This window comes from Catellatospora tritici (assembly GCF_019083965.1).
Taxonomy (GTDB): Bacteria; Actinomycetota; Actinomycetes; order Mycobacteriales; family Micromonosporaceae; genus Catellatospora; species Catellatospora tritici.
This window is the reverse complement of the sequence record NZ_JAHRCY010000006.1, coordinates 378,740-402,752: the sequence shown is the minus strand read 5'-3', so window position 1 is coordinate 402,752 and position 24,013 is coordinate 378,740. Positions and strand designations below refer to the sequence as shown.

The 24,013-nt window shown below is 72.5% G+C and carries 21 protein-coding genes and 1 pseudogene; 7 read left to right on the top strand and 15 right to left on the bottom strand.

Annotated features, from left to right (window positions below):
* Positions 1 to 13 precede the first annotated feature (13 nt).
* Both KUA19_RS16580 and KUA19_RS16575 read left to right on the top strand, forming a co-directional pair.
* Positions 14 to 1,321 (top strand): enolase C-terminal domain-like protein, encoded by a 1,308-nt coding sequence (locus KUA19_RS16580; protein WP_217396891.1) that lies wholly within the window; start codon positions 14 to 16, stop codon positions 1,319 to 1,321.
* Entirely contained in the window at positions 1,314 to 2,051 is a 738-nt protein-coding gene (locus tag KUA19_RS16575; RefSeq protein ID WP_217396890.1) for an SDR family NAD(P)-dependent oxidoreductase, read from the top strand. The genes KUA19_RS16580 and KUA19_RS16575 overlap by 8 nt, the downstream gene beginning before the upstream one ends.
* A gap of 35 nt (positions 2,052 to 2,086) precedes the next feature.
* On the opposite strand, the gene KUA19_RS16570 is transcribed toward KUA19_RS16575, so the two are convergent.
* From KUA19_RS16570 to KUA19_RS16560, 3 genes are all read right to left on the bottom strand, one after another.
* Complete coding sequence (locus KUA19_RS16570; protein ID WP_217396889.1) at positions 2,087 to 2,467, bottom strand: STAS domain-containing protein; 381 nt, start codon at positions 2,465 to 2,467, stop codon at positions 2,087 to 2,089.
* Positions 2,468 to 2,643: 176 nt separating this feature from the next.
* Entirely contained in the window at positions 2,644 to 3,486 is an 843-nt protein-coding gene (locus tag KUA19_RS16565; RefSeq protein WP_217396888.1) for a fumarylacetoacetate hydrolase family protein, read from the bottom strand.
* Positions 3,483 to 4,325, bottom strand: a complete 843-nt coding sequence (locus tag KUA19_RS16560) for an amidohydrolase family protein (RefSeq protein ID WP_217396887.1) — start codon at positions 4,323 to 4,325, stop codon at positions 3,483 to 3,485. The genes KUA19_RS16565 and KUA19_RS16560 overlap by 4 nt, the downstream gene beginning before the upstream one ends.
* 129 nt (positions 4,326 to 4,454) lie before the next feature.
* Here KUA19_RS16560 and KUA19_RS16555 point away from each other — a divergent pair, with 129 nt between their 5' ends.
* Positions 4,455 to 5,138, top strand: a complete 684-nt coding sequence (locus KUA19_RS16555) for a GntR family transcriptional regulator (protein ID WP_217396886.1) — start codon at positions 4,455 to 4,457, stop codon at positions 5,136 to 5,138.
* 235 nt (positions 5,139 to 5,373) lie between these two features.
* On the opposite strand, the gene ybiA is transcribed toward KUA19_RS16555, so the two are convergent.
* From ybiA to KUA19_RS16540, 3 genes are all read right to left on the bottom strand, one after another.
* A complete protein-coding gene (gene ybiA / locus KUA19_RS16550) occupies positions 5,374 to 5,937 on the bottom strand; it encodes a riboflavin biosynthesis intermediates N-glycosidase (protein ID WP_217396885.1) in 564 nt (187 codons plus the stop codon).
* A gap of 80 nt (positions 5,938 to 6,017) precedes the next feature.
* Positions 6,018 to 7,214: an FAD-dependent oxidoreductase gene (locus KUA19_RS16545; RefSeq protein ID WP_217396884.1), complete on the bottom strand. Its 1,197-nt coding sequence runs from the start codon at positions 7,212 to 7,214 to the stop codon at positions 6,018 to 6,020.
* Positions 7,211 to 7,810, bottom strand: a complete 600-nt coding sequence (locus KUA19_RS16540; protein ID WP_308167470.1) for a PadR family transcriptional regulator — start codon at positions 7,808 to 7,810, stop codon at positions 7,211 to 7,213. The genes KUA19_RS16545 and KUA19_RS16540 overlap by 4 nt, the downstream gene beginning before the upstream one ends.
* Before the next feature lie 313 nt (positions 7,811 to 8,123).
* On the opposite strand from KUA19_RS16540, the gene KUA19_RS16535 reads away from it, so the two are divergent.
* The 3 genes from KUA19_RS16535 (at position 8,124) to KUA19_RS16525 (ending at position 10,588) form a co-directional block, all read left to right on the top strand.
* Positions 8,124 to 8,681 (top strand): helix-turn-helix domain-containing protein, encoded by a 558-nt coding sequence (locus KUA19_RS16535; RefSeq protein ID WP_217396882.1) that lies wholly within the window; start codon positions 8,124 to 8,126, stop codon positions 8,679 to 8,681.
* Positions 8,682 to 8,864: 183 nt separating this feature from the next.
* Positions 8,865 to 9,593, top strand: a complete 729-nt coding sequence (locus KUA19_RS16530) for a lysophospholipid acyltransferase family protein (RefSeq protein ID WP_217396881.1) — start codon at positions 8,865 to 8,867, stop codon at positions 9,591 to 9,593.
* A gap of 53 nt (positions 9,594 to 9,646) precedes the next feature.
* Positions 9,647 to 10,588, top strand: a complete 942-nt coding sequence (locus KUA19_RS16525; RefSeq protein ID WP_217396880.1) for an acyl-ACP desaturase — start codon at positions 9,647 to 9,649, stop codon at positions 10,586 to 10,588.
* Between the two features lie 60 nt (positions 10,589 to 10,648).
* Here the strand turns inward: KUA19_RS16525 and KUA19_RS16520 are convergent, their stop codons facing one another.
* The 4 genes and pseudogenes from KUA19_RS16520 to KUA19_RS42840 form a co-directional block, all read right to left on the bottom strand.
* Positions 10,649 to 13,402: a PQQ-dependent sugar dehydrogenase gene (locus KUA19_RS16520; RefSeq protein WP_217396879.1), complete on the bottom strand. Its 2,754-nt coding sequence runs from the start codon at positions 13,400 to 13,402 to the stop codon at positions 10,649 to 10,651.
* Positions 13,403 to 13,657: 255 nt separating this feature from the next.
* Positions 13,658 to 14,383 (bottom strand): cellulose binding domain-containing protein, encoded by a 726-nt coding sequence (locus KUA19_RS16515; RefSeq protein WP_254549456.1) that lies wholly within the window; start codon positions 14,381 to 14,383, stop codon positions 13,658 to 13,660.
* 3 nt (positions 14,384 to 14,386) lie between these two features.
* The gene (locus KUA19_RS16510) at positions 14,387 to 15,616 is read right to left on the bottom strand and encodes a saccharopine dehydrogenase family protein (RefSeq protein WP_217396980.1); all 1,230 of its coding nucleotides are present in this window, start codon (positions 15,614 to 15,616) and stop codon (positions 14,387 to 14,389) included.
* 501 nt (positions 15,617 to 16,117) lie between these two features.
* Positions 16,118 to 16,510 (bottom strand): annotated as a pseudogene (locus tag KUA19_RS42840) (metallophosphoesterase); the annotation flags it as partial.
* 182 nt (positions 16,511 to 16,692) lie between these two features.
* On the opposite strand from KUA19_RS42840, the gene KUA19_RS16500 reads away from it, so the two are divergent.
* Positions 16,693 to 19,515: a helix-turn-helix transcriptional regulator gene (locus KUA19_RS16500; RefSeq protein WP_217396877.1), complete on the top strand. Its 2,823-nt coding sequence runs from the start codon at positions 16,693 to 16,695 to the stop codon at positions 19,513 to 19,515.
* Positions 19,516 to 19,980: 465 nt separating this feature from the next.
* Here KUA19_RS16500 and KUA19_RS16495 read toward each other — a convergent pair whose 3' ends face one another.
* The 5 genes from KUA19_RS16495 to KUA19_RS16475 all read right to left on the bottom strand — a co-directional run bounded on the left by KUA19_RS16495 (position 19,981) and on the right by KUA19_RS16475 (position 23,970).
* The gene (locus KUA19_RS16495) at positions 19,981 to 20,817 is read right to left on the bottom strand and encodes an AbfB domain-containing protein (RefSeq protein ID WP_217396876.1); all 837 of its coding nucleotides are present in this window, start codon (positions 20,815 to 20,817) and stop codon (positions 19,981 to 19,983) included.
* Positions 20,818 to 20,879: 62 nt separating this feature from the next.
* Positions 20,880 to 21,596, bottom strand: coding sequence for a YidC/Oxa1 family membrane protein insertase (locus tag KUA19_RS16490; protein ID WP_217396875.1), 717 nt, complete (start codon positions 21,594 to 21,596; stop codon positions 20,880 to 20,882).
* A gap of 78 nt (positions 21,597 to 21,674) precedes the next feature.
* Positions 21,675 to 21,968 carry a DUF6412 domain-containing protein gene (locus tag KUA19_RS16485; protein ID WP_217396991.1) on the bottom strand — a complete coding sequence of 98 codons (294 nt, stop codon included), beginning with the start codon at positions 21,966 to 21,968 and terminating at the stop codon, positions 21,675 to 21,677.
* Between the two features lie 155 nt (positions 21,969 to 22,123).
* Positions 22,124 to 23,029, bottom strand: coding sequence for a putative protein N(5)-glutamine methyltransferase (locus KUA19_RS16480; RefSeq protein ID WP_308167469.1), 906 nt, complete (start codon positions 23,027 to 23,029; stop codon positions 22,124 to 22,126).
* On the bottom strand, positions 23,026 to 23,970 hold the full coding sequence (locus KUA19_RS16475) for a S41 family peptidase (RefSeq protein WP_217396874.1): 945 nt from the start codon (positions 23,968 to 23,970) through the stop codon (positions 23,026 to 23,028). Before KUA19_RS16475 ends, KUA19_RS16480 begins: the two co-directional genes overlap by 4 nt.
* Between the last annotated feature and the right edge of the window lie 43 nt (positions 23,971 to 24,013).

Here is a 24,013-nt window from a genome sequence, read left to right as displayed (position 1 = left end):
CGGGCAGGAACCGATGAAGGTTCTCGACCTGCGTGTACGCGACATCCGCTTCCCCACCTCGCGTTCCCTCGACGGCTCCGACGCAATGAACCCCGACCCCGACTACTCGGCGGCGTACGTCGAGCTTGTCACCGACGGTGACGTTTACGGACACGGGTTCACCTTCACCATCGGGCGCGGCAACGACATCTGCGCGGCCGCCATCGAAGCGCTTCGACCGTACGTGATCGGCCAGGATCTGGACACCCTCGACCTCGGCGAGTTCGGCCGCCGGCTCACCCACGACTCGCAGCTGCGCTGGCTCGGCCCCGAGAAGGGCGTGGTGCACCTGGCCGCGGGCGCGGTCATCAACGCCGCCTGGGACCTGGCCGCCCGCCGCGCCGGGCTGCCGCTGTGGAAGTTCCTCACCGCGATGTCCCCGACCGCGCTGGTCGACTGTGTGGACTGGCGCTACCTCACCGACGCGCTCACCCCGTCCGCCGCCCTCGACCTGCTCACCGACCGTGAACCCGGCCGCGCCGAACGCGCCGCCGCGATCGAGGCCACCGGCTACCCCGCCTACACCACCTCGGCGGGCTGGCTCGGGTACGACGACGCCAAGGTCACCCGGCGCGCCCGCCAGGCCGTCGTCGACGGGTTCACCATGGTCAAACTCAAGGTCGGCGCGGACCTCACCGACGACCTGCGCCGGTTCACCGCCGCGCGGCAGGCGCTGGGCGATGGCTTCCCCATCGCCGTCGACGCCAACCAGCGCTGGGGCGTGGCCGAGGCGGTCGACTGGATGACGGCGCTGGCGCACCTGGACCCGTACTGGATCGAGGAACCGACCAGCCCCGACGAGATCCTCGGCCACGCCGCGATCCGCACCGCGCTGGCCACGGCCGGGCCCGGCGGACGGCCGATCCGGGTCGCCACCGGCGAGCACGTGCACAACCGGGTCATGTTCAAGCAGCTGCTGCAGGCCGACGCGGTCGACGTCGTCCAGATCGACTCCGCGCGCGTCGGCGGCGTGAACGAGAACCTGGCGATCCTGCTGCTGGCCGCCGCGTACGGCAAGCCGGTGTGCCCGCACGCGGGCGGGGTCGGCCTGTGCGAGCTGGTCCAGCACTTCTCCTTCTTCGACTACACCTCGATCTCGGCCAGCCTGGACGGCCGCATGATCGAGTACGTGGACCACCTGCACGAGCACTTCACCGATCCGGTGCGCATCACCGGCGGCCGCTACGCCGCCCCCACCGCCCCCGGCTTCTCCGCGCGCATGCACGAGCAGTCGCTGGTCCGATACGAGTTCCCCGACGGTCCGGAGTGGAAGAATGACTGAGTTCACCGGCCTGGTCGCCGCCGTCACCGGCGGCGCCTCGGGCATCGGCGCCGCCTGCGCCGAGCTGCTCGCCGACCGGGGCGCCCGGGTGGCGATCCTCGACCGCGACCCCGGCACCCCGCACCGGCACCTGCCCGTGCGCGCCGACGTGACGACACCGCTCGAAGACGCCATGAACCGGGTCGTCGCCGAGCTCGGCGGCCTGGACATCCTGGTCAACTGCGCGGGCATCAGCGCCGTCGGCACGGTCGAGCAGGCCGGTGACGACGAGTGGCACCGCTGCCTGGACGTCAACGTGGTCGGCATCGCCCGCGCCAGCCGCGCCGCTCTGCCGCACCTGCGCCGCTCCAGCCGCGGCGTGATCGTGAACATCTCCTCGATCGCCGCCGGGGCGGGCCTGGTCAACCGGGCCGTCTACTCGGCCACCAAGGGCGCCGTGCACGCACTGACCCTGGCCATGGCCGCCGACCTGGTCGCCGACGGGGTGCGCGTGTGCGCGGTCGCGCCCGGCACCGTGGACACGCCGTGGGTGGCGCGGCTGCTGGCCAACGCGGCCGATCCGGTCGAGGAGAAGCGGAAGCTGGCCGCGCGGCAGCCCACGGGACGCCTGGTCAGCGCCGACGAGGTGGCCGAGGCGGTGGCGTACCTGGCCTCGCCGCGCGCCGGTGCGACCACCGGCACCTCGCTGGCAGTCGACGGCGGCATGTCCGGCCTGCGCCTGGTCCGCTGACTCCCCGGCTGACCAGCGCCCCGGCAGCCCGAAGCTCAGCTCAGCCGGTGCCGCGCCGGCTGGGCTGAGCGCTGGCCCTCGTCCCCACGCGCCGCCGCGGCCACGGTGTCGTAGCAGGCCAGCACCTCGGCCAGCCCTACCATGGCGAGCAGGTTGCCCAGCACCGCACCGACCCGGGCCAGCCGCACGAACCCACCCTGCGTCGCGCAGGCGCGATGCGACAGCAGCAGGGCGGACAGCCCGACCGAGTCACAGAAGCCCAGCTCCCCCGCGTCCACCACGATGCGGAACTGGCCGCGGTCGAGCAGGTCGCTGAAGACGGCCCGCAGTATGGGCGCGCTGTCGAGGTCGAGCTCTCCGACCAGCGCCACGACCACCACGCCCAGGTCGTCCCGCTGCACGATCTTCACTGTCATCGGCTCACCGCCAGGTGTGGAAGAGGCGCCCGGTCCGGCAACGACCGCAGACGCGGCCGGTCACGGGTGCGTTCGGAGGGCGCGTTCATCGCGGGATCACGCGCGCTGGTGCATTCGTTTCAGCGATACCGTGAAACCGGCCGCCGCAAACCCGACGGCCGGTAGCCGACAGTCTGTCAGGCGGACGCACACACGCAGCGTTGGCGCCCCAGGCCGTCGATCTCGACCTCGACCACGTCGCCCGGCGCCAGGTACGGGAACCGGCCCGACAGGGCCACGCCCTGCGGTGTGCCGGTGTTCACGACGTCGCCCGGGTCCAGCACCGTGTACTGCGACAGGTGCCAGATCAGGTACGCCACGTCGAAGATCATGTCCTTGGTGCTGGAGTCCTGGCGCGGCTGCCCGTTCACCCACGAGCGCAGCCCGAGGTCGCCCACCTCGCCCAGCTCGTCCGGGGTGACCAGCCACGGACCCAGCGGCTGGAACGTCTCACAGGACTTGCCCTTGGACCACTGCCCGCCCGACTGGTGCAGCTGGAAGTCGCGCTCGGAGACGTCGTCGGAGAGCACGTACCCGGCGACGTGGGCCAGGGCCTGCGCCGGGGAGTCCAGGTAGCGGGCGCGGCGGCCGATGACGACGGCCAGCTCCACCTCCCAGTCGGTGGTGGTCGAGCCGCGCGGGATGAGGATGTCGTCGTACGGCCCCACGACCGTGTTCGGGGCCTTGTAGAACATGATCGGAGTGGTCGGCGGCTGTGCGCCCGACTCGGCCGCGTGCGCGGCGTAGTTCTGTCCGATGCAGACGACCGCGCCGGGCCGGGCGATCGGCGCGCCCACCCGCAACCCGGTGCCGTCGAGTTCGGGCAGGTCCCCGCTTGCCGCCCGGACGCGGTCGAGCCCACCCGAGGCCAGGAAGGCGCCGTCGATGTCGGCGGTGATCCCGGACAGGTCGTAGTGGCGCCCGTCGGCGTACAGGACGGGGCGTTCGGCGCCGGGTGCGCCGAGCCGCATGAGCTTCATCTGGGGACCTCCAGGCGGTAGGTGCTGATCGCGGTGCCCCCGGACACGGCGGCGTGCTCCGGGGCGGACAGGGGCGGCAGGGCAGCCGCCAGCGCGGTCACGGTCTGCGCGTACGACGCGACGAGTTCGCAGACCGGCCAGTCCGAGCCCAGCATGACCCGCTCGGCGCCGAACAGCTCCAGCGCGGTCGCCGCGAACGGCGCGATCCGCTCGACCGTCCAGTCCGGACCAGCTTCGGTGAGCAGCCCAGACAGTTTCACCACCACGTTGGCGCACTCGGCCAGCGGCGCCACGGCCGCACGCCACGCGGCCAGCCCGTCCGGCGTGATCCTGGGCTTGCCGAGATGGTCGAGCACGAACACGGTGCCGGTCAGGTCGCGGGCGGCACGGGCGCAGGCGGGCAACTGGTCTTCGCGGACCACCAGGTCGACGACGAGCCCGGCCCGTCCCGCCGCGGCCAGGCAGGCGCGCACGTCGGGGCGGTCCAGATAGTCCGGGTCGAGCTGGCCCTGCACCTGGTCGCGGATGCCGACGAGTCGGTCGCCGCCCGGGGCGGCCCGCAGGGCGGCCAACGTCGCGGACGGGTCGGGGTCGACGAACGAGACCCAGCCGACGACCCCGGCGATGCGGGGCTCGGCGGCGGCCAGGGCGAGGAACTCGTACGTCTCGGCCAGCTCGCAGCGTCCGGCCTCGACGAGCACCGTGGCCCGCACGCCGTTGGCGTCGAGGTGGGCGGTGAGGTCGGCGGCGGTGTAGTCGCGGCGCAGCGGCTCGAGGCCGGGTTCGGCCAACCAGGCGTAGTCTGCCGTCCACAGGTGGTGGTGGGCGTCGATTCTCACGGTTCACCCTTCCCGGCGACACGCACGTCTCGCCGTCGCGGTACGGCGATGGCGATCGTAGATCCTATAGCATAATGGATGTCGGTAAGGTTTACTCGCTCACGCCGGTGAGAGTCAAGGGGGACCCTGATGACCACGCCATCCGTCAGCGGCCAGGTGCGCCCGGCCCAGCGGCTGACCCTGACCGACGACGTGTACGAGTCTCTCAAGACGCTGATCATGGAGCACGCGATCGCGCCCGGCGACCGGGTCAGCATCGACGGCCTCGCCCGCAGCCTGGAGGTCTCCCCCACGCCCGTGCGCGAGGCACTGGCCAGGTTGGAGTCCGACGGGCTGGTGCGCAAGCGGGCCATGTCCGGGTACACCACCACGCCGCTGCTCACCCGGGCCGAGTTCGAGGAACTGTTCGAGATGCGACTGCTGCTCGAACCGGCGGCCGCCGCACGGGCCGCCCAACACGCCGGCGCCGAGGACCGCGCGCTGCTCAAGACCGAGGCGGCCGCCGAACCGCCGGTGGAGAGCGGCGACGGCTACCGGCGCCACGCCGCCTTCACGGCGCTCGACGCGCGCTTCCACGACCTGGTCGCCGAGGTCTCCGGCAGCACCCTGCTGCGCGACTCGATCATCCGGCTGCACTCCCACCTGCACCTACACCGGCTGTACTTCCCCTCCACACAGGCCGGGGACACCGCCACCGAGCACGGCCGCATCGCCAAGGCAATCGCCAAGGGCGACGCCGACGCCGCCTCCGCCGCCATGCACGCCCACCTGACGGCAGCCCGCACCCGCCACCTCCCCGCCTTCACCCGCTAACCCCACCCGCTAACCCCACCCACCACCCCCACCACCCCTCAAGGTCACGCGCCCACCCCTCAAGGTCACGCAAGTTGCCTGGCAATCGGGCGAATGAGTCCCCAAGATACGCACGACTGCCCGGCAACTTGAAGATCAACGCCCGCCCGCCCGGCGGGGCGACGCGGGCGGGGCGACGCGGGGCGACGCGGGGCGGGGCGAGGTGGCGTGGGGCGAGGTGGCGCGGGGTGGGGCGTCAGGGGGTGGGGGTATCGCGGAGGAGGGTGCGGGCACGCATGAGGGCGAAGCCGAGGAGGTTGAGGCCGGGCCAGGCGGCCGGATCGGCGGCGCGGCGGTCGTCGGCCGCCACGCCGATGCCCCAGACCGCGTCCAGTGGGCTCGCCTCGACCAGCACCCGCTCACCGGTGCCGATCAGGTAGGCGCGCAGGTCGTCGTGCTGGCCGAACTTGGCCAGGCTCGCGGACAGGACGATGTCGAAGCGGTGCTGCCGCCACACCTCGTCGTCGAAGCGGCGGACCTCGCGGCCGAACGCCTTGGCCTGGGCCGGATGGTCCGCGGTGAGGATCTTCGCGGCGGCGGTCGCGTCGCGGAACAGCACCGCCTTGCGCCACATCATGTAGTGCTCGGCACTGGCGAAGGTCTCGCCGTCGGCCGTGAACTCGACCGGCCACCACTGGCTCAGGCAGCCGCGACCGAGGCTGCCGTCGGGCTCGGGCCGGTGGCCCCAGAAGTACAGGTAGCGCACCCGGGCACCGGTGGCGCGTAGGGCGAGGACGTCGGCGGCGGACTGCGGGGTCACGCCGGACAGTGTCGCCGCAGCCCACCACCGGTGCCAAGCCGGTTACCCGGTGCCAAGCCGGTTACCCGGTGCCAAGCCGGTTACCCGGTGACCGGGGCGTCCCAGTCGATGCGGTAGCCGTGCATCCAGCCGAACATCCGCTTCGGAGTGAGCACCGTACGCATCATCAGCGGCGCGATCGCGCGGAACACCACCTGCCCGACCGGACCGGCGGCCTTGCGGTTGTTCTGGCGCTCGGCGAACGCGGCCACCCGCGCCACCCGGGGACGGCGCAGCCGCTCGTACGCGGCGAAGGCGCTGGGCAGGTCGGGCCGGTCGCGCAGGCAGCGGGCCAGGTGCAGGGCGCTCTCGACGGCCAGCGACGCGCCCTGGCCGGAGCTGGAGGACGGGGCGTGCGCGGAGTCGCCGACCAGCACCATCCGGTCGCGATACCAGCGGGGCACCGACGGCATGATCTCCGACGGGCCGAACACGAAGAAGGAGTCCTCGGTCGCGTGGCGCAGCAGCTCGCGGGCGGGCAGGTCGTCTGCGTGCAGGTCGCGCAGCCGGGCCAGCCACGTAGCGGCCGGGACCGCGCGGGCCTGCGCCAGCGTCAGCGGCTGCTCGTACGGCATGTTGCTGAACCAGCCGACCTGGCCGTCGGGCTGCGTCCAATACCCCAGAAACGAGCGTTTTCCCTGCGCGAAGCGCATCAGCCCGTCGCTGTCGGCTCCCGGGCCGCCGTACCCGGCGAACGACTGCAGACCGACGTACCTCGGGCCGGGGGCGGCCGGGTCGATCAGGCCACGCACGGTGGAGCGGATGCCGTCGGCGCCGATCAGGAGGTCGGCGCTCGCGCTGGAACCGTCGGCGAAGTGGGCGGTCACGCCGTACGGGGACTCGTCGACGGAGACCAGGCGGCGGCCGTACTCGACGCGGATGCCCTGCGCGGTGGCGGCCTCGTGCAGCAGGCGGTGCAGGTCGCCGCGCCAGACGACCCGGCTCGGCGGTAGGCCGGGCACGCCGCCGAAGGCCATCATGTCCTGGCCCGTGCCCGCGTCCACGATGGCCATGCCGGGCATCAGCTGCCCGGCCGCGTTGACCGCGTCGGCCAGGCCGAGCACGTCGAACGCGGCCAGGCCGTTGGGCGCGACCATCAGGATGCCGCCGACGCCTTCGGCCGTGTCGGCGTACGCCTCGAACACCGTCGCCTCGATCCCGGCCCGGCGCAGCGCGAGCGCGGTCACCGGACCGGCGATGCCGCCCCCGATCACCAGCGCGGTCCTGGCTGCCGTCATGTGTGTCTCCCCATCACCTCGTGCCACTGCCGGACGTACTCCGGCTGCTGGAGCGACTGGACGATGTCGGTGACGAGACGGCGCTCGGCGTCGAGCATGACCCGCCGGTACTCCTCCTCCACCAGGAAGATCCACGCCAGGCCCTGCTCGGTCGAGTCCTTGAGCAGGCCGGTGACCTCGTCGAGCTGCGCGGTCAGCGCGGTCAGCCGCCGCTGCAGCAGCGTCACCGCCTCCTCGGGCGGCAGCGCGCTGAGCAGTGACAGAGCCACCCCGAACTGCGGGAACTCCTGTTTGGGCACGGCGACCAGTTCGCGCATCCAGTCGTAGAACTCGGCCCGCCCCGCGTCGGTGATCGCGTAGACGGTCCGTTCCGGCCGCTGGGTGTCGCGAACGGTCTCCCGCTCGGCGATGAACCCGGCCTTCACCAGCTGTTCCACCACCATGTAGAGCGAGCTTCGGTTGTACTTGATGTTGCGGTCCTTGCCGTGCTCCTGCAGGCGTCGCCCCATCTCGTACGGATGCATCGGCTCGATGATCATCTCCGCCAGCACCGCCAGTGCCAGTGGATTCCCCACCTTCCGCCGCTTCTCAACCACGTCCATCATCCTTAGTCAGTCCCGACTATACACATCCGACTAGTCAGCATCAACTATTCCTCCGCCAACTACTGCCGCCCCACAGCATCCCCCCACCCCGGTTGATCATGAACTTATGGTCGGGTTCGACGGCGTGTCCCCACCCTGGCGCCGTGATCGATTCACGACCCGACACCGCGCGGCCGCCGCCGCAGTTCGGGGACCGGCCCCGCGCGTTCACGCCAAAACGCCGCCACTCGAACTCGTCTACCCAGGTAGACAGCTTGCAGAATTCTGTTTGCAAACAAAATTCTGCAAGGCTAGGCTCGACGGCATGAGTGATGACATCCGGCAGATCGCCAACGTGGACGAGTTCCGCGCCCTGGCCCACCCGCTGCGGGTACAGCTGCTCGGGGCACTGCGCGAACACGGCCCCGCCACCGCGACCGAGCTGGCCCAGCGTTTCGGCACCGACACCGGCTCCACCAGCTACCACCTGCGCAAGCTCGCCGAGTTCGGGTTCATCGCCGAGGCGGGCGAGCCCGGCCACCCGCGCGCCAAGCGCTGGCAGGCCGTGCACCGGCTCACCGACTGGGACCCGGTGGCCATGGCGGGCAGCGCGCAGGGCCGCGAGGCGGTCGCGGTGATCCGGCGGCAGCAGGTTGAGACCTTGGCGGCCGACATCCGGGCGTACGAGGCAGCCGAAACCACCCTGCCCACCGAGTGGATCGAGGCGAGCGGCGTCGGCGACCTGGTCGTCCGCCTGACCCCGACCTCCCTCAACCACCTCTGGCAGCGCTTCTACGCCCACGTCGACGAACTGGTCGCCCAGGACGCGGCCGCCCCCGACGCCCGCACCGTCAGCGTGATCGTCTCCGGCCTCCCGCGCTGACCAGCGCGCCCGCCACCCGCGCGGACACCGCGCTGACACCACGCAAGTTGCCGGGCAATCGGGCGAATGAGCCCGCAAGATACGCCCGATTGCCCGGCAACTTCGGTGGCCTTGGACCGGGTGGGGCGCGCGAGGGTCGCGCCCCGCGCGGGGCGGGGTGGGGGGTCCCTCTACTGTTACGCCATGTCGGACCGCATTTACCCGCCGGTGATCGCCCTCGCGAAGGCCTCGTTCCGCCTGCTCTCCATGCGGATCACGGTCGAGGGGGCCGAGCACGTGCCCACCTCTGGCGGGGCGGTGCTGGCCAGCAACCACATCAGCTACCTGGACTTCATCTTCGCCGGGTTCGGCGCCTGGCCGTCGCGGCGGCTGGTGCGCTTCATGGCCAAGAAGGAGATCTTCGACAACCGGTACGCGGGGCCGCTGATGCGGGGGATGCACCACATCCCGGTGGACCGGGACGCGGGGCTGTCGTCGTACAAGGCGGCGCTGGCGGCGTTGAAGTCGGGCGAGGTGGTCGGGGTGTTCCCGGAGGCCACGATCGACCAGTCGTTCACGGTGAAGGACATCAAGAGCGGGGCGGCGCGGCTGGCGGCCACCACCGGAGTGCCGCTGATCCCGATGGCGCTGTGGGGCACCCAGCGGTTCTGGACCAAGGGGCGCCCGCGCCACCTGCTCCAGCGCAACATCCCGGTGACGATCCTGGTCGGTGAGCCGATGCACCCGGGCCGCCGAGACAAGCAGGACGAGGTCGCGGCCGAGCTACGGTTGCGGATGAAGGCGCTGCTGGACCGGGCACAGGAGCAGTATCCGGACAAGCCGCGCGGCCCGGAGGATTCCTGGTGGCTGCCCGCTCACCTGGGCGGGAGCGCTCCGGAGCCCCAGTCGATCGAGGAAGCCGAGGACGACTAGCTACGGCACCGTAGGTTACGGTACCGTAGTCTGGAACCTCAGGAGGACTGCGCATGACCGAGACCACCGATACGATTGCCCTGCTCAAAGAACTGGAGCCGGTGGTCGAGAGCAACCTCAACCGGCACCTGGCCACGGCCAAGGAGTGGTTCCCACACGAGTACGTCCCGTGGAGCCAGGGCACCGACTTCGACGGCGTGCTCGGCGGCGAGGCGTGGGAGCCCAGCCAGTCGAAGCTCTCGGACGTGGCTCGCACCTCGCTGATCGTCAACCTGCTCACCGAGGACAACCTGCCCAGCTACCACCACGAGATCGCCACCCTGTACGGCCGCGACGGCGCCTGGGGCACCTGGGTGCACCGCTGGACCGCCGAGGAGGGCCGGCACGGCACCGCGATCCGCGACTACCTGCTGGTCACCCGCGCCGTGGACCCGATCGCGCTGGAGCGCGCCCGGATGACGCACATGGAGGGCGGCTTCACCGCCGACCACCCCGACCTGTTCGGCTCGCTGGCGTATGTCTCGTTCCAGGAGCTGGCGACCCGGGTCTCGCACCGCAACACCGGTCGCATCAGCGGCGACCCGATCTGTGACCAGCTGCTGGCCAAGGTCGCCGCGGACGAGAACCTGCACATGCTCTTCTACCGGAACCTGCTCACCGCGGCGTTCGAGCTGGCGCCCGACGCGGCAATGGACGCCGTGCGGCGGGTGGTGAAGCAGTTCCAGATGCCGGGCCACACGATCGAGAACTTCGGCCGCAAGTCGGTGCAGATCGCCGTGGCGGGCATCTACGACCTGCGCATCCACCACGACGAGGTGGTGCAGCCGGTGCTGCGCCAGCTGCGCGCCATGGAGCGCACCGACCTCGGCCCCGCCGGCGAGCAGGCCCGCGAGGACCTGGCCGAGTTCCTGGTCGGGCTGGACAAGGCCGCGACCCGGTTCGAGGAGAAGCGCGACGCCTCGCGCGCCCGCGCCGCGGCCCGCGCCGCCGCCTGAACCTGAACAGCATGAAGGCCGGTGGTCACCCGACCACCGGCCTTCAGCGTGCGTACGGCGTCAGGACCCGAGGATGACCAGGGAGATGTCGTCGTTGAGGTCGCTGCCGACGTTCTTGTGGTCGCCGGGGGCGTAGAAGCGGCACGGGCTGATCGCCGCGGCGCCCTTGGCGCTGTCGTGGCGGCAGACCACCGCGCGGGTGCCCGAGGCCACCTTCAGCGAGGTGATCTGGTCGTTGCCGACCGTGCCGAGGTTGCCGGACTGGAAGACGCCGGGGCCGAGCTTGGTCGAGGCGCCCTTGAAGTCCTTGTCGCGGTACACGGTGACCCGGGTGCCGCTGCTCGGACCGGCCTGCACGGCCAGCAGCGAGATGCTGTTGTCCAGCGGCTGGCCCGCCAGCGAGTGGTTGCCCTCGCCGTACGTGAAGCAGGGGCCGAGGTCGCCGGTGTTCTTGTGCCCGGTGCTGTCGCTGTTGCAGGCCACCACGTGGTAGCCGGGTTCGACCCGGATCGAGGTGATGGCGTCGTTGCCGACCGTCTTGAGTTGGCCGGGCTTGGCCTCGTACACGCCGGGGCCGAACGCCTGGCGGTTGCCGGAGAACCCGGCGTCGCTGAATGCGGTGACGGCGGGTCCGCCGACCGCGATGAGCGAGATCTGGTTGTCGAACGCCGCACCCACGTTGAACTGGCCGGGGCCGAAGAAGCGGCACGGGCCGACCTCGCCGGTGTTGAGCCCGGCGCTGCGGTCGTTCTTGCACACCACGGCCCGGTAGCCCTCGGCGACCTTGAGTGAGCTGGTCATGGTGTCGCCGACCTGGCTGAGTTCACCCACGGTGGCCTCGTACCCGCCGACGCCGAGCGACTGCGACGGGCCGGTTCCATCGGCGCCCCGGTAGACGATGACGCCCGCGCCCTGGGTCGGTGCCGACATGACACCGATCAGCGACGGCTTGTCGTTGAGGTCGGCGCCGACGTAGTTGTGCTGGCCCGCGCCGTAGTAGCGGCACAGGCCCAGGTTGCCCGCGTTGGTGCGGCCGCCCGCGCTGTCGTCGGCGCAGACCACGGCCCGGTAGCCGGGGGCCACCCGCAGCGAGCTGATCTTGTCGTTGCCGACCGCGGCCAGATCGCCCTTGCTGGCGTCGGAGACACCGGCGCCGAACGACTGGAAGCCGCCCTTGAAGTCGCGGTCGGCGTAGGCGACCACGGGCGCGTCGGCCTGCTGCGGCACGTACCGGACGCGGTAGATCTTGGCACTCTTGCCGGTCGGGCCCTCGGCTGCGCTGTCGGGGTAGAGCCCCGAGAAGTAGATCCCGTCCGGACCGGCGGTGATCCCGGTGACCGTGGTCTTGCCGCCGCCGTTGTACTCGACCAGGGTCTTCGGGCCGGTCACCGAGCCGTCGGCGGTGAACCCGAACTCGACCACCCGCTTGCCCTTGTCCTGCGGGCCGGAGGCGTACGTCGGGCCGCTCTCGGAGACGAACGCGTGCCCCCAGGTGTCCTCGGGGAAGCCGGAGGCGTGGTGCACGGTCGGCTCGGCGAAGGTGATGTCGACCGGCGCGTGCGTACTGCTCCAGTTGTAGAGCGCCCTGTCCTTCATGTCGGTGGCGTCGCCGTCCCAGCCGTAGTCGGCGCCCCGGTCCACCCGGGCGAACCGGTCGTTGGCGCCCGGCCCGTTCTCCACCTCGTACAGCTTGCCGTCGCTGGCCCGCCACGCGCCACCGAACGGGTTGCGCAGGCCGTACGCGAAGATGTAGTCGTGTGAGTCGATCCCGTCGGAGTTGTCGTAGAACGGGTTGTCGCTGGGCGCCGAGCCGTCCAGGTTCATCCGCAGGATCTTGCCGCGGTAGGAGTTCTTGTCCTGCGCGCGTGCCGGGTCCATGCCGTCGCCCATGTGCACGTAGAGCTTGCCGTCGGGGCCGATGCTCAGGTTCGAGATCTGGTGCGACGCGCTCTGCGGCTCCTTGTCCATCCGGATGACGGTGGTCGAGGAGGCCGCGGTGAGGCCGCCATCGGTGCTGTGGAAACGCACCACCTTGGGCAGGATGTCACCGTCGTCCTCGTACACCATCGCGGCGAACACGTCGCCGGTGGCGGGGTCGACGGCCAGTCCGGACACGCCCATCTCGCCGCTGCCGGGAAAGTCGCCGCTCGGGTCGAAGTTCAGCAGGTTCTTGGCGTACGTGCTGGTCGAGAAGTCACCGCGGACGACCTTGATCTGGCCGTACAGTTCGCTGACGTAGAACAGCGGCTTGGCGGGGTCGACCGTGTGGCCCGGGGTCATCGCGATGTCCACCGGCAGCTGGAAGCCGCCGGCCACCTCCTCGACCCGGTAGCCGGGCTGCTTGACGATCCACTGCGGCGCGTCCGGCAGCGGCTTGCGCTCGGTGGCGGTCCGGAACGGCCGCGCCGACCAGCTGCTCCACTCGGTGGCCGGGTCACCGCTGTTGTCACGGAAACGCACCCGGACCTCGTAGTCCTTGTCCGGGATGAGGTCGGCACGGCCCGCGTGCGAGCCCTCGAAGATGCCGTCGCCGAGGTGGATATGCACCTTCTGCGTGCCACCGATGCAGTTGCTGTACCAGACCCGCTCACCGGCGCCGGTGCGGATCTCCCAGTCGCTGCACAGGTGCGCGTCGCCGTCGGGGTCGTGGAACGGGGCCGTCTCCATGTGTACGTCGGCGGCGCTGACCAGCATGTTGTCCACACCAGGCTCGGTGATCTGCGGTGCGTCGGGCGCGCCCGCCGCCACCGCCGCCGCGGCCGGGACCGCGGTGGCCAGCGGCGAGGCCATGATGAACAGTCCTGACGTCAGCACGGCGCCGACAGCCCTGGATCTCCTGGTACCCATCGACTGACCGCCCTCCGGTTTCTAGGTCATTGACCGCGCCAGGCTAGCGACCAATCATGAAAAACCGGGCAATACACGCGGGCCGTTTCGTAATATCCGATATTTGCCAGAAAAGGAGGACGAGGTCCGCCCCCGACGGGGACGGACCTCGTTGTACTCAGGGGAAAACGCCGTTCAGGTGCTCAGTGAAAGCGCCGTTCAGGTGCTCTGGGGAATGCCGGTTCAGCTGCGCGAGCAGGAGACCGTGGGGACGGCGTTGGCGGTGTTGTTCCACGTACCGGTGAAGCCGAAGCTGGTCGTGGCGTTCGGGGCCAGGTTGCCGTTGTAGCTGAGGTTGCGCACGCTGTGGCTCGCGCCGCTGGCGGTGTCCTGGCCGCTCCACAGCTGGGTGATGGTCTGGCCGTTGGCGAAGGTCCAGCTCGCGGTCCAGGCGGTGCTGGCGGTCGACCCGTTGGTCACCACGACCTCGGCCTGGAAGCCGCCGGGCCAGCTGTTGGTGATCCGGTACGCCGCGGTGCAGCCGCCCGTGCCGGTACCCGAGGTGGTGACGGCGACCGTGTTGGAGCGGGTGGAACGGTTGCCCGCCGCGTCCTTGGCGTACACCGCGAACGAGTACGCCGTCGAGGCCGTCAGGCCCGTGACCGAGGCGCTGTTCGTGCTCGGCGAGGCGACCACCGTCTCCGTGGACCCGCTGACGCGGACCACGTCGTAGCCGGTCACGCCCACGTTGTCGGTCGAGGCCGTCCACGACAGGCTCACCGACGAGCTGGTCACGTTGGACGCCGTCGGGGTGCCCGGCGTGGTCGGGGCCTGGGTGTCGGTGCCGGTGTTGTAGATGGTGGCCTGGGTCGAGGTGGTCGACAGGCCCCGCTCTGCCAGGAGAACCCGCTCCGCGGGTTTGGAAGGGCACCTTCTACATCGGATTGCGACAAGAAGGTGCCCTTCCAAACCTCAGGGTTCGAGGGTGTGGAAGGTGATGTCGGCGGCGCGTAGGCGGGCGAGCAGGGCGTCGCCCATCGCGACGGCCGTGGTGACCTGGCCGCTGGTGCGCGGGAGGGGGTCGAAGGCGAGGCACAGGGCCGACTCGGCCAGCATCTTCGCGGTCTCGCCGTAGCCGGGATCGCCGCCGGACACCTCGGTGACCACGCGGCGGCCGCCGCCCTCGCCGACGAAGCGGACGGTGAACCAGCTGCGCTCGCGCGTGCGGGCGTCTGGGCCGGTGCCGGGGCGGCGCAGGTTCGACAGCGCCCTGCGGATGGGGCCGACCTGTGCCAGCACGAACAGCACGGCCGCTGCAGCCGGCGCGGCCAGCGCCACCGGCAGCCACCGTACGGCCGCGGCGTGGCGGTAGCGGAAGTCGGGGCCGTAGCGGTCCAGCGCCCGCGCCGAGCGCCCGACGATCACCGGGTCCACCGTGGGCAGCGGCACCGCCCAGGCCCCGGCGGCACGGATGCGGCGCAGTCTGCCCAGCGGAGTGCGCACTCTCCGCTCGGTCGGCCCGGCCAGTCGCCGCTCCAGCCCGCGCCGGGCGCGGGCGGCGTCCGCCGTCTGTCGGCGGCGCGCGAACGCCATCAGCGCCGAGGCCAGCGTGCCGCCGGAGACGGTGCCCTTGGCACGGACGTACCCGTCGAGGCGGATCGGGGTGTCGGACGGCAGCAGCCCGACGGTGTAGTAGGCGCCCAGGTCGTGCGGCACCGAGTCGAACCCGCAGGCGTGCACGATCCGCGCCCCGGACGCCACCGCCGCCTCGTGGTACGCGGTGAACATGCGGTCGATGAACTCCGGCTCGCCGGTCAGGTCCACGTAGTCGGTGCCCGCCTCGGCGCACGCCGCGACCAGCGGCTCCCCGTGAACGACGTACGGGCCGACCGTCGTGATGGCCACACGGGTGCGGCGGGCCAGTTCCCGCAGCGAGTCCTGGTCGGTGGCGTCGGCGGGCAGCAGCGGCACGTCGGCGCAGGCCGGGTCGATGGCGGTCAGGCGCTCGCGGACAGCGGCCAGGCGGGTGCGGTCGCGGCCCGCCAGCGCCCAGCGGCATCCTCTCGGGGCGTGCGCGGCCAGGTATTCGGCGGTCAGCCCGCCGGTGAACCCGGTCGCCCCGAACAGCACCAGGTCGAACTCGCGGTCCGGGCTCCGCGCCTGGTCGGGGGCGCCTGACGCGACGGTCGGCCGCTTCCGCACCTGGTCGGCGGCGCCTGACGCGACGGTCAGCCGCTCCCGTGGTGTGACGGGTTGCTCGGCGGTGCCGTCGGCGTCGGTCGGGGACAGCAGGACCGCGTCGGGCAGGTCCAGCGGCCGCCAGTGCGCGGTGCCGGAGACGCCGTGCTTGGGGTCGACGCCGATGAAGACGCGGCCGCCGATGCGTACCCGCACGTGGCGAGCCTCCCAGTCGACGGCGGCCCGCTGGCGCACCCGCCCCGGCGCCCGCCAACTGCGGTCGCGGTAGCGGACGATCGCCGAGTGGCCGTGAATCTGTCCGAACCAAACGAATCCGCCGGTGGCGTGGAAGCGCAGCCACTCCTCGTACAGCTCGGTGCCCGCCTCGGCCCACAGTGGACCGGCCTTCGGGTCGACACCGGGGCCGTTGCCGCGCCACAGCAGCGGTTCGGGGCGCGCGTCGAGCAGGCGCGCGGCGGCCGTGGCGGTGGTCGGCTCGCCCAACTCCTGCCAGCAGGGCGCGGTCAGTCCGGCGTGGGTGACCAGGTGGTCGTCGCCGTCGGCGGTGCGCACGGCGGCCGCCACCCGCAGCCGCCCGTCAGCCCACCAGTCGCGCAGCAGCCGCACATCCGATTTGCTCAGTCGATCGTTGGTGAACCGCTCGCCGTCGACCAGGTACTGCGACTCGTGGTTGCCCAGCAGTTGAATCCACTGCCCCGGCTGGTCGTCCAGACGAGCTCTCACGATGTCGAGCACGCCCCCGCTGTCGGGGCCGCGGTCGACCAGGTCGCCGACCTGGACCACGGTCAGCTCCGGCGGCAGCCGCAGGTCCCTACGCCGCGCACCGGCCGCGACCAGGGCCCGGGTGAGCTGGTCCGGGTGCCCGCCCACGTCCCCGATGACGATGATCCTGCCCATGACGCTCCCGCGGTCCGCCTCGGCCGCCCAGAGTACCGCCAGGATCGGCCACCCGTCCGGGACGTTGGCGGGGAGGTGACGGCGGCCCGCCGTTCTGGTTGGACACCGAGACGCCCCACTGGCGACGACGATGGGGCGCGCGCCGACTTGGCTAGGCGCGCCACGGCGAGGAAGATACGGCAGTGCAGACAGACCGATTGTTCGTCGGGCGCCATGAGACTCTGCAAAACCTCCGGTCGACTGTCGCGTACCGTCCCTCGGTTCTGCTCCTGGAAGGCGAGGCGGGCAGCGGGAAGACGCGTCTGATCGACGAGTGGCGGCGCCAGCACACCGCGCTGGTGCTGGCCACTGCGTGCCCGCCGATCCAGCCACCGCTGCCGTTCGCGGCCGCCATCGGACTACTGCTGTCGGCTGGTCCGGTGCTGTCCGCCCCGGTCGCGCTCAACCCGCTGCTGGGTGCGCTGGTGCCGTTGCTGCCGGAGTTGGCCGACAAGCTGCCGCCGCCGCTGCCGCCGCTGGCCGAGCCGACGCAGGAGCGCCACCGGCTGCTGCGCGGCATGCGTACCCTGCTCAGCGGGCTGGCTCCGGCGACGCTGGTGGTCGAGGATCTGCAGTGGATAGACCCCGACTCGCGCGATCTGGTGTGCCTGCTGCTGTCGGCGCCGCTGCCGGGGATCGCGCTGGTGCTGTCGTACCGGCCGGAGGAGCTGGCGGTGCCAGGGCTGCCGCTGGGCGTGTCGGCCGCGTACGCCCCCGGCCTGCGCCAAGCGACCCTGCGCCTGGAACCGCTGGCCGTCGAGGACGTACGCCTACTGATCAAGCAGGTACGACGCCAGGACCCGCCCGCCGAGCTGGTGGCCCGGCTGGCCGCCACCACCGGCGGCGTACCCCGGGTCATCGAGGACCTGCTGTCGCAGCTCACCGGCGTCGACGACGTCGAGTCCGCCGGTCAGCTCGCCCCGCCCGCCCGACTGCGCGAACTGACCGCCGCCCGCGTCGCCACGCTGTCCCCGGCGGCCCGCTGCGTCGCCGAGGCCGCGGCCGTGCTCGACGAGTCGGCGCCCGAGGAGCATCTGTCCGATGTGGCTGGTCTTGACTCGGTCCACGGCCGGGCCGCGCTGGTAGAGGCGCTGGCCGGGGCGGTGCTCGACGAGACCGCCGACGGCCGCTACGGCTACCGCATCCCACTGGCGGCCCGCGCCGTGTACGACGCGCTGCCCGGCCCGCGCCGCCGCGAGCTGCACGCCCGCGCCGCCAACGCGCTGGCCCGCCGCACCGGGGCCGCGGCGCTGGCCCGGCTGGCCCACCACAACCGGCGCAGCGGCCAGGAGAAGGCGTGGATGCGCTACGCCGAGGCCGCCGCGGACCGGTACATCGCCGACGGCGACAACGAGGCGGCCCTGGCCCAGCTGGAGGAGGTGCTGGCCGACCAGACCGTGCCGCGGGCCACCCGCACCCGGCTCACCATCCGGCTCGCACAGACCGCCGAGCTGGGCCTGCGCTCGGACCAGACGGTGGCGCTGCTGCGGCGCATCATGGCCGACGAGCGGCTGCCGGAGGCCGCGCGCGGCGAGCTGCGGCTGATGCTGGGGCTGGTGTTGATGAACCAGGTCGGCGACTTCGCCGAGGGCGCCGCCGAGGTCGAGATCGCCGTGGACGAGCTGCACGAGCGCCCGGCGCTGGCGGCCCGCGCGATGTCGGTGCTGTCCTGGCCGGTGCTGCACGGCACCTCGTTCGCCGACGACCGGCGCTGGCTGGAGCGGGCCGAGCTGGCCGCCGCCGCCGGTGACGACGTCGCGATCCAGATGGCGGTCGCCGCCAACCGGGCCACGCTGCTGATGAACTGCGGCGACCCGGCCGCCTGGCAGGCCGCGCGGCGGCTGACCGCCAACGCCACCACGCTGGCCGAGCGGCAGCAGGCCGCGCGCGGCCTGCAGAACCTCGCCGACGCCACGGTATGGCTGGGCATGCACGCCGAGGCCGACGACTTCCTGCGCCAGTCGATCGAGCTGGCCGGGCGGGTCGGCGCCTCCGTCATCACCACCGCGGGCCGCTGCACCGCGCTGCACCTGGACTGGGCCATGGGCCGCTGGCCGGGCCTGGCCGACCGGGCCGCCGAGTTCACCGGCCCGGACGGGCCGACCACCGAGGTCGAAGGCCATCTGATCACGGGGCTGCTGGCGGTGGCGCGCGGCGACTGGGACACCGCCGAGTCGTCGCTGACCTCGGCCGGGCTGAGCGCGCCACACAACAGCACCGTGCACGTGGTGGCGGCGGCCTCGGGGGCGTACATCCGGATGCTGCTGGCCCGGGGGCAGGGCGAGGAGGCGGTCGTCGAGGCGCGCCGGGGCATGGACCGGGTGCGGGCCAAGGGGGTCTGGTCCTGGGCAGCGGGGCTGGCGCCGTACGCGGTGCAGGCACTGGCCGAGTTCGGGCACGTCGACGAGGCGCGGGGCATCGTCGAGGAGTTCGAGGCGGGCATGGCCGGGCTGGTCGCCCCGAACGCGGCGGCGGCGCTGCAGATGTGCCGAGCCAACCTGGCGGCGGCGCGGGGCGCGCACGACGAGGCGGCCAAGCACTACCGCGACGCGGCGGTGCAGTTCGCCGCGCTGCCCCGGCCGTACGAGGCGACGCTGGCCGAGGAGGGCATGGCCCGCAGCGAACTGGTGCTCGCCGAACGGGTCGGCGACGCGCTGGCCGTGCTCGGCAACGCGGGCAACGTCTTCGCCCGGCTGGGGGCCGGCTGGGACGCGGCGCGCTGCCAGCGGACGCTACGCGAGCACGGGGTGGTGGCCAAGGGTGGCCGTCCCGGCTACGGCGGCGGCCTCACCCCGCGCGAGCGGGAGGTGGCGCAGCTGGCCGCGCAGGGGCGCACCAACCGGGAGATCGCGCAGGTGCTGTTCCTGTCGCCGCGTACGGTCGAGCAGCATGTGGCGCGGGCGCTGCACAAGCTGGGCGTCCATTCCCGAGCCGAACTCGCCGGGGCCGTGGCCGATCTCCCCTGACGGCCTGGCCGATTCTTCCTGAACGGCCTCCGGAACCGTCACCGATTCCGGAGGCCGCCTCCTCCCCAGGCCTGCCGGACGTGGCACGCACTCCCGGCAGGGAGCCTCTCCTGGCCCTGTGCTGGTGGCGGGGGAGCAACGATCGGCTGCTCCCCCGCCTCAAAGCAGTACGCCGCCAGCTCTGGTTTACGGCGCACCGCTCTGCCACACCGCTCATCGAGCGCACTGACCGCGACCGGCGGTGACCGGTCCCGACCTGAAACCGTTCGGAGCCGCCGTCGGGGGCACGATTTCCACCCAGCGACACGGAGACGCTGTCACGTGTCGCTGGGGAGTCGTCCGGCGGCTACCAGGTGGTCCACCCATGCCAATAACGATCGGTCAGGGCTGACGTGGCGACAATCCGTAGAGCGCTAGGTAGGCCATACGCAAACAACCGCGTGGCGGTACGGATGACCCGGTCACCTATACCCAGGGTCCGGTCACGACGAACGTGGACTCGACGTCGAAGTCCCGATCCCGCCTGCTCCGGTCGATCCACAGCCCGCCGTCGCGGCGGTGCAGGTAGTAGCCGGGGTAGTTGTAGGACTCGAACCGGACCGTACCCCCACGTCCGCTGTCGCGGGCACAGAACGTGGCGTCGGCGCGCAGCAGCGCCGACCCGTCGTCGGGGTCCAGGTGCAGCCGGTAGTCGCGGTGTCGCAGCCAGCGTCCGTCGACGGTGTGGAAGGAGAAGCAGCGGCTGTCGGCCAGACCCGCCACCACCGTGTACGTCGCGGCCTGGCGCGTCTGCACCGGGCTGCCCGGCGTGACCGGGCCCACCGCGGCCAGGTCGCCGACGGCGTAGACGTACACGTCGGCGGCGTCACCGGCGCGCAGCGACCGTGCGCCGCCGACGGTGAGCCCGTCCGGTGCCGGTGCGGCCCCGGGAACCGGGGCCAGCCCGAACCCGCGCGAGGGTAACGGTGCCGCCGACGGCGCGGCGGACACCGACGGCTGCGGCTGCGAACGCGGCGGCAGTGGTGGGAGCGGGGTCGGCGACGGTGCGTCGCCGAATCCGTCGGTGAAGCTCTTGCTCACGCCGGTGGCCCAGTCGCCCGTGGGCGCGGCGGTGCCGCCGTCCGGGCCGGTCACCGCCCAGGCGGTGGCGGCGACGGCGAAGGTCGCCGCCACCGCCACCGCTATGGTCACCGCCCGGCGCCGTTCCGGCGCCGTCTTGCGCTCCAGGGCCGCCAACTGCTCGACCGTGGCCGGAAGCAGTGGGTCGCCGTTGTCGCGGGCGCCGCGCCGATGCTTGCTCACGTTGCAGCAGGCTACCGACGCCAGGCCCTCGATCGCGATCGGCTATCCGACCATCGACGTGCTCAGGCGGTCGCCGGTACCGGCATGCCACGCCGTAGCGCGGCGTTCTCCGCCACGGTCCAAGCGGTGCTTGTCAGCAGATACAGGCCCGCAGCCAGCGGCAACACCGCCGCGCTGAGCAGAATGGCGTACGGCAGCCAGCGCGGCAGCGCCGCCAACAGCCCCGTCGGCGGCTGCGGCTGCAGCGAGGCCAACTTCACCGCGCGCCGCGACGACAGCCACGCCAGTCCGGCCAGGCCCGCCAGCAGCAGCCCGAACACGACCAGGTGCGGCCCGCCCGCCGGGGCGAGCAGGTGCGCGCCCAGCGGCACCCCGCCCAGGGTGCTGTCGAGCAGCGCGTTGGCGTGCCCGCCGATCTCGGTGCGGACGAACAGCTGGTAGAGCACGATGAACGCGGGCGCCTGCAGCAGCATCGGCGCGATCCCGGCGAACGGCGAAACCCCCGCGCCGCGGTAGAGCTCGGTCATGGCCTGGCCGAACGCGACCGGATCCTTGCCGTGGGTCTGCCGCAACTCGGCCAGTCTCGGGGCGAGCACCGCGCGGGCGCGTTCCCCGCGCACCGCGGCGCGGGTCAACGGGTGCAGCAGCAGTCGCACCACCAGGGTGAACAGGACGACACCGGCGGCGGCGCCGCCGAGCGGGGCGAGCAGGCCCGACAGCCAGGTGACGGCGTTGTAGGCGAAATCGGTGGCGTCAGCCACCGGGGCGAACGAAAGCATGGATGAACCTCTCTGAGGAAGCTGGAATCCGCACACGCGGCAGCGGCCGCCGTGCGGCGGTGGAGAAGCGGTGATTCCTCAGAGCAGGCCGGGTGCGCGCGGCCGGGGTCGACCCGCGGCGTCGGGATCGGCGTGCCGTGGCACACCCTGGCGCCTGGCGCGCTCGCGCAGGCTGCTCCCGATGGCCGCGTGCCCGTGGCCGGACGCGTCGATGCCCGCCAGCGCGCGCAGTGCGACCACGGAGGCCACGACCAGCACGGCGGCGGAGGCGAGCACGCCGGTCAGGCCCGGCGTCCCGGCGGCGATCACACCCGTGCACAGCAGAGCCAGCCACAGGGTGGCGCTCCAGCGGGAGGCGAGGGCGATCGGCACGCGGCAACGGTAGCGCGCCCCCGCAAGCACCGCCCACGGCGCGCGGCGCTCGGCGCGCACCCGCCCACGGCGCGGTTCGTGCAGTTTCGGGAAAAGTGCGCGAATCTTGGCGGCGGTTCCAGCAGTTTCCCCGAAACTGCACACTGCGACGGTGCTCAGCGGACGCCGCTGACCACCGTGACGTCCAGGTCTTCGTCGTGGTGCAGCGACGGGGTCAGGCCGGCGGTGCGCAGTGCCGCCGCGGCCGCCACGGCCTGATGCTCGCCGCACTCCAGGAACATCCGGCCACCCGGGACGAGCCAGCGCCCGGCCTCGGCGGCGACACGGCGGGCGAGGTCGAGGCCGTCCGCGCCGCCGTCCAGCGCCACCGGTGCCTCGTGCAGCCGTGCCTCGGCGGGCAGCAGCCCGATCTCGGCGCTGGGCACGTACGGCACGTTCGCGACCAGCACGTCCACCCGCCCGCGCAGCGACGTCGGGAGCGCGGCGTAGAGGTCGCCCTCGTACACGGTGCCGCCCAGCGGTTCCACGTTGCGGCGGGCGCAGCGCACCGCGGCCGCGTCGACGTCGGCGGCGTGCAGCTCGACCGGACCCTCGGCACCCGCGGCCAGCACCACGCCCAGCGCCCCGGAGCCGCAGCACAGGTCCACCACCACCGAGCCCGCCCGCACGTACGCCGCCGCCCGCGCGACCAGCACCTCGGTACGCAGCCGGGGCACGAACACGCCCGGGTCGACCAGGATGCGCCGACCGGCGAACCGCGCCCAGCCGACCACGTGCTCCAGCGGCAGCCCGGCGACCCGCCGCGCGACCAGCTCGGCCAGCCGACCCGGGTCGGGGTCGCCATCGCGCAGCACCGCCGCCTCCTCCTCGGCGAAGACGCAGCCCGCCGCGCGCAGCCGCGCCACCAATTCGTCCTCGTCCACGGCCGCCGTGTGGTCGACGCCGTCCTCAGCCGCGACCCCCGTGCCCGCGGCGTCCCGGAGTCCGGTCGCCTCGTCGGCGGCCCCTGCCGAGAACAGACCCGCGGCGGCGGTCTCGTCCGGGCGCGGGTTCGCGGTCACAGGGCCGCCAGGGCGGTGCGGGCCTCGTCGAGCAGGCTCGGCGCGGTCGCGGTGGCCAGCACGTGCTCCAGCGCGGCCCGGTAGGCCACCGGGTAGGCCTCTTCAGCCGGGACGGCGAGGTCGGGCTCGACCCCCGCGCCCTCCCAGTTGGTGCCGGTCACCGGGTTTACCGAGCGCGCGTACGGCACGGACAGCTCCAGCGTCGGGGTGAGCGGGAGCGCCCGCGCCGGGTGCGCTCCCCCGGCCGTCGGCTCGCCGACGAGCACCGCCCGCCCCTGCGCCTTGAGGTTGTAGCAGATCTCCTCACCGGCCGAGAAGGTGTCCGGGCTGGTCAGCACGTATACGGGACGGTCCAGGTAGCGCTCGCCGGGCAGGTACGCCAGGCTCCAGTACTGCCGGGTGGTGCCGGTCTCGGCCGACTCGATGCTATTGAGGTGCGTGCCGCTGTCGGGGAAGAAGTAGCTGGACCAGAAGATCGCGCCGTCCGGCGAGCCGCCCCGGTTGCGCCGCAGATCCAGCAGCAACGCGTACGTGTGCGACACCAGCTCCATCGCGGCCGCGATCGCCCGGCCGCCCACGGCCGGGTCGGTGACGCCGCGCAGGTCGATGTAGCCGACGTTGCCGTCGAGCCGCTCCACCCGGCCGATCCGGTGGTTGTCGGTCCGCAGCCGCTCCCGGTACGCCGCCAGCACGTCGGCAGGCCCCTCAGCAGCCGCGTCGGCGGGCTGCCCCTTGCGAACGCGCAGCCGCAGATGCTTGTCAGCGCACAGCTCCCGCAGATCGGCGTTGAGCCGCTCGGCCAGTCCCGCCTCGTCGAGGCCCTCGTAGTGCCCGGCGTCGAGCCGCTCCCGGATGCTCACGGCCGCGAACACAGCCCGCTCCGGAAACACGTAGTGCGCGCACATCGCGGTGAGCACGCTGTCGACCAGCTCCCTCGGCATGGCCGCCACGCTACTCGGTGACAGGGCGCCCGCTCTCGCGGGC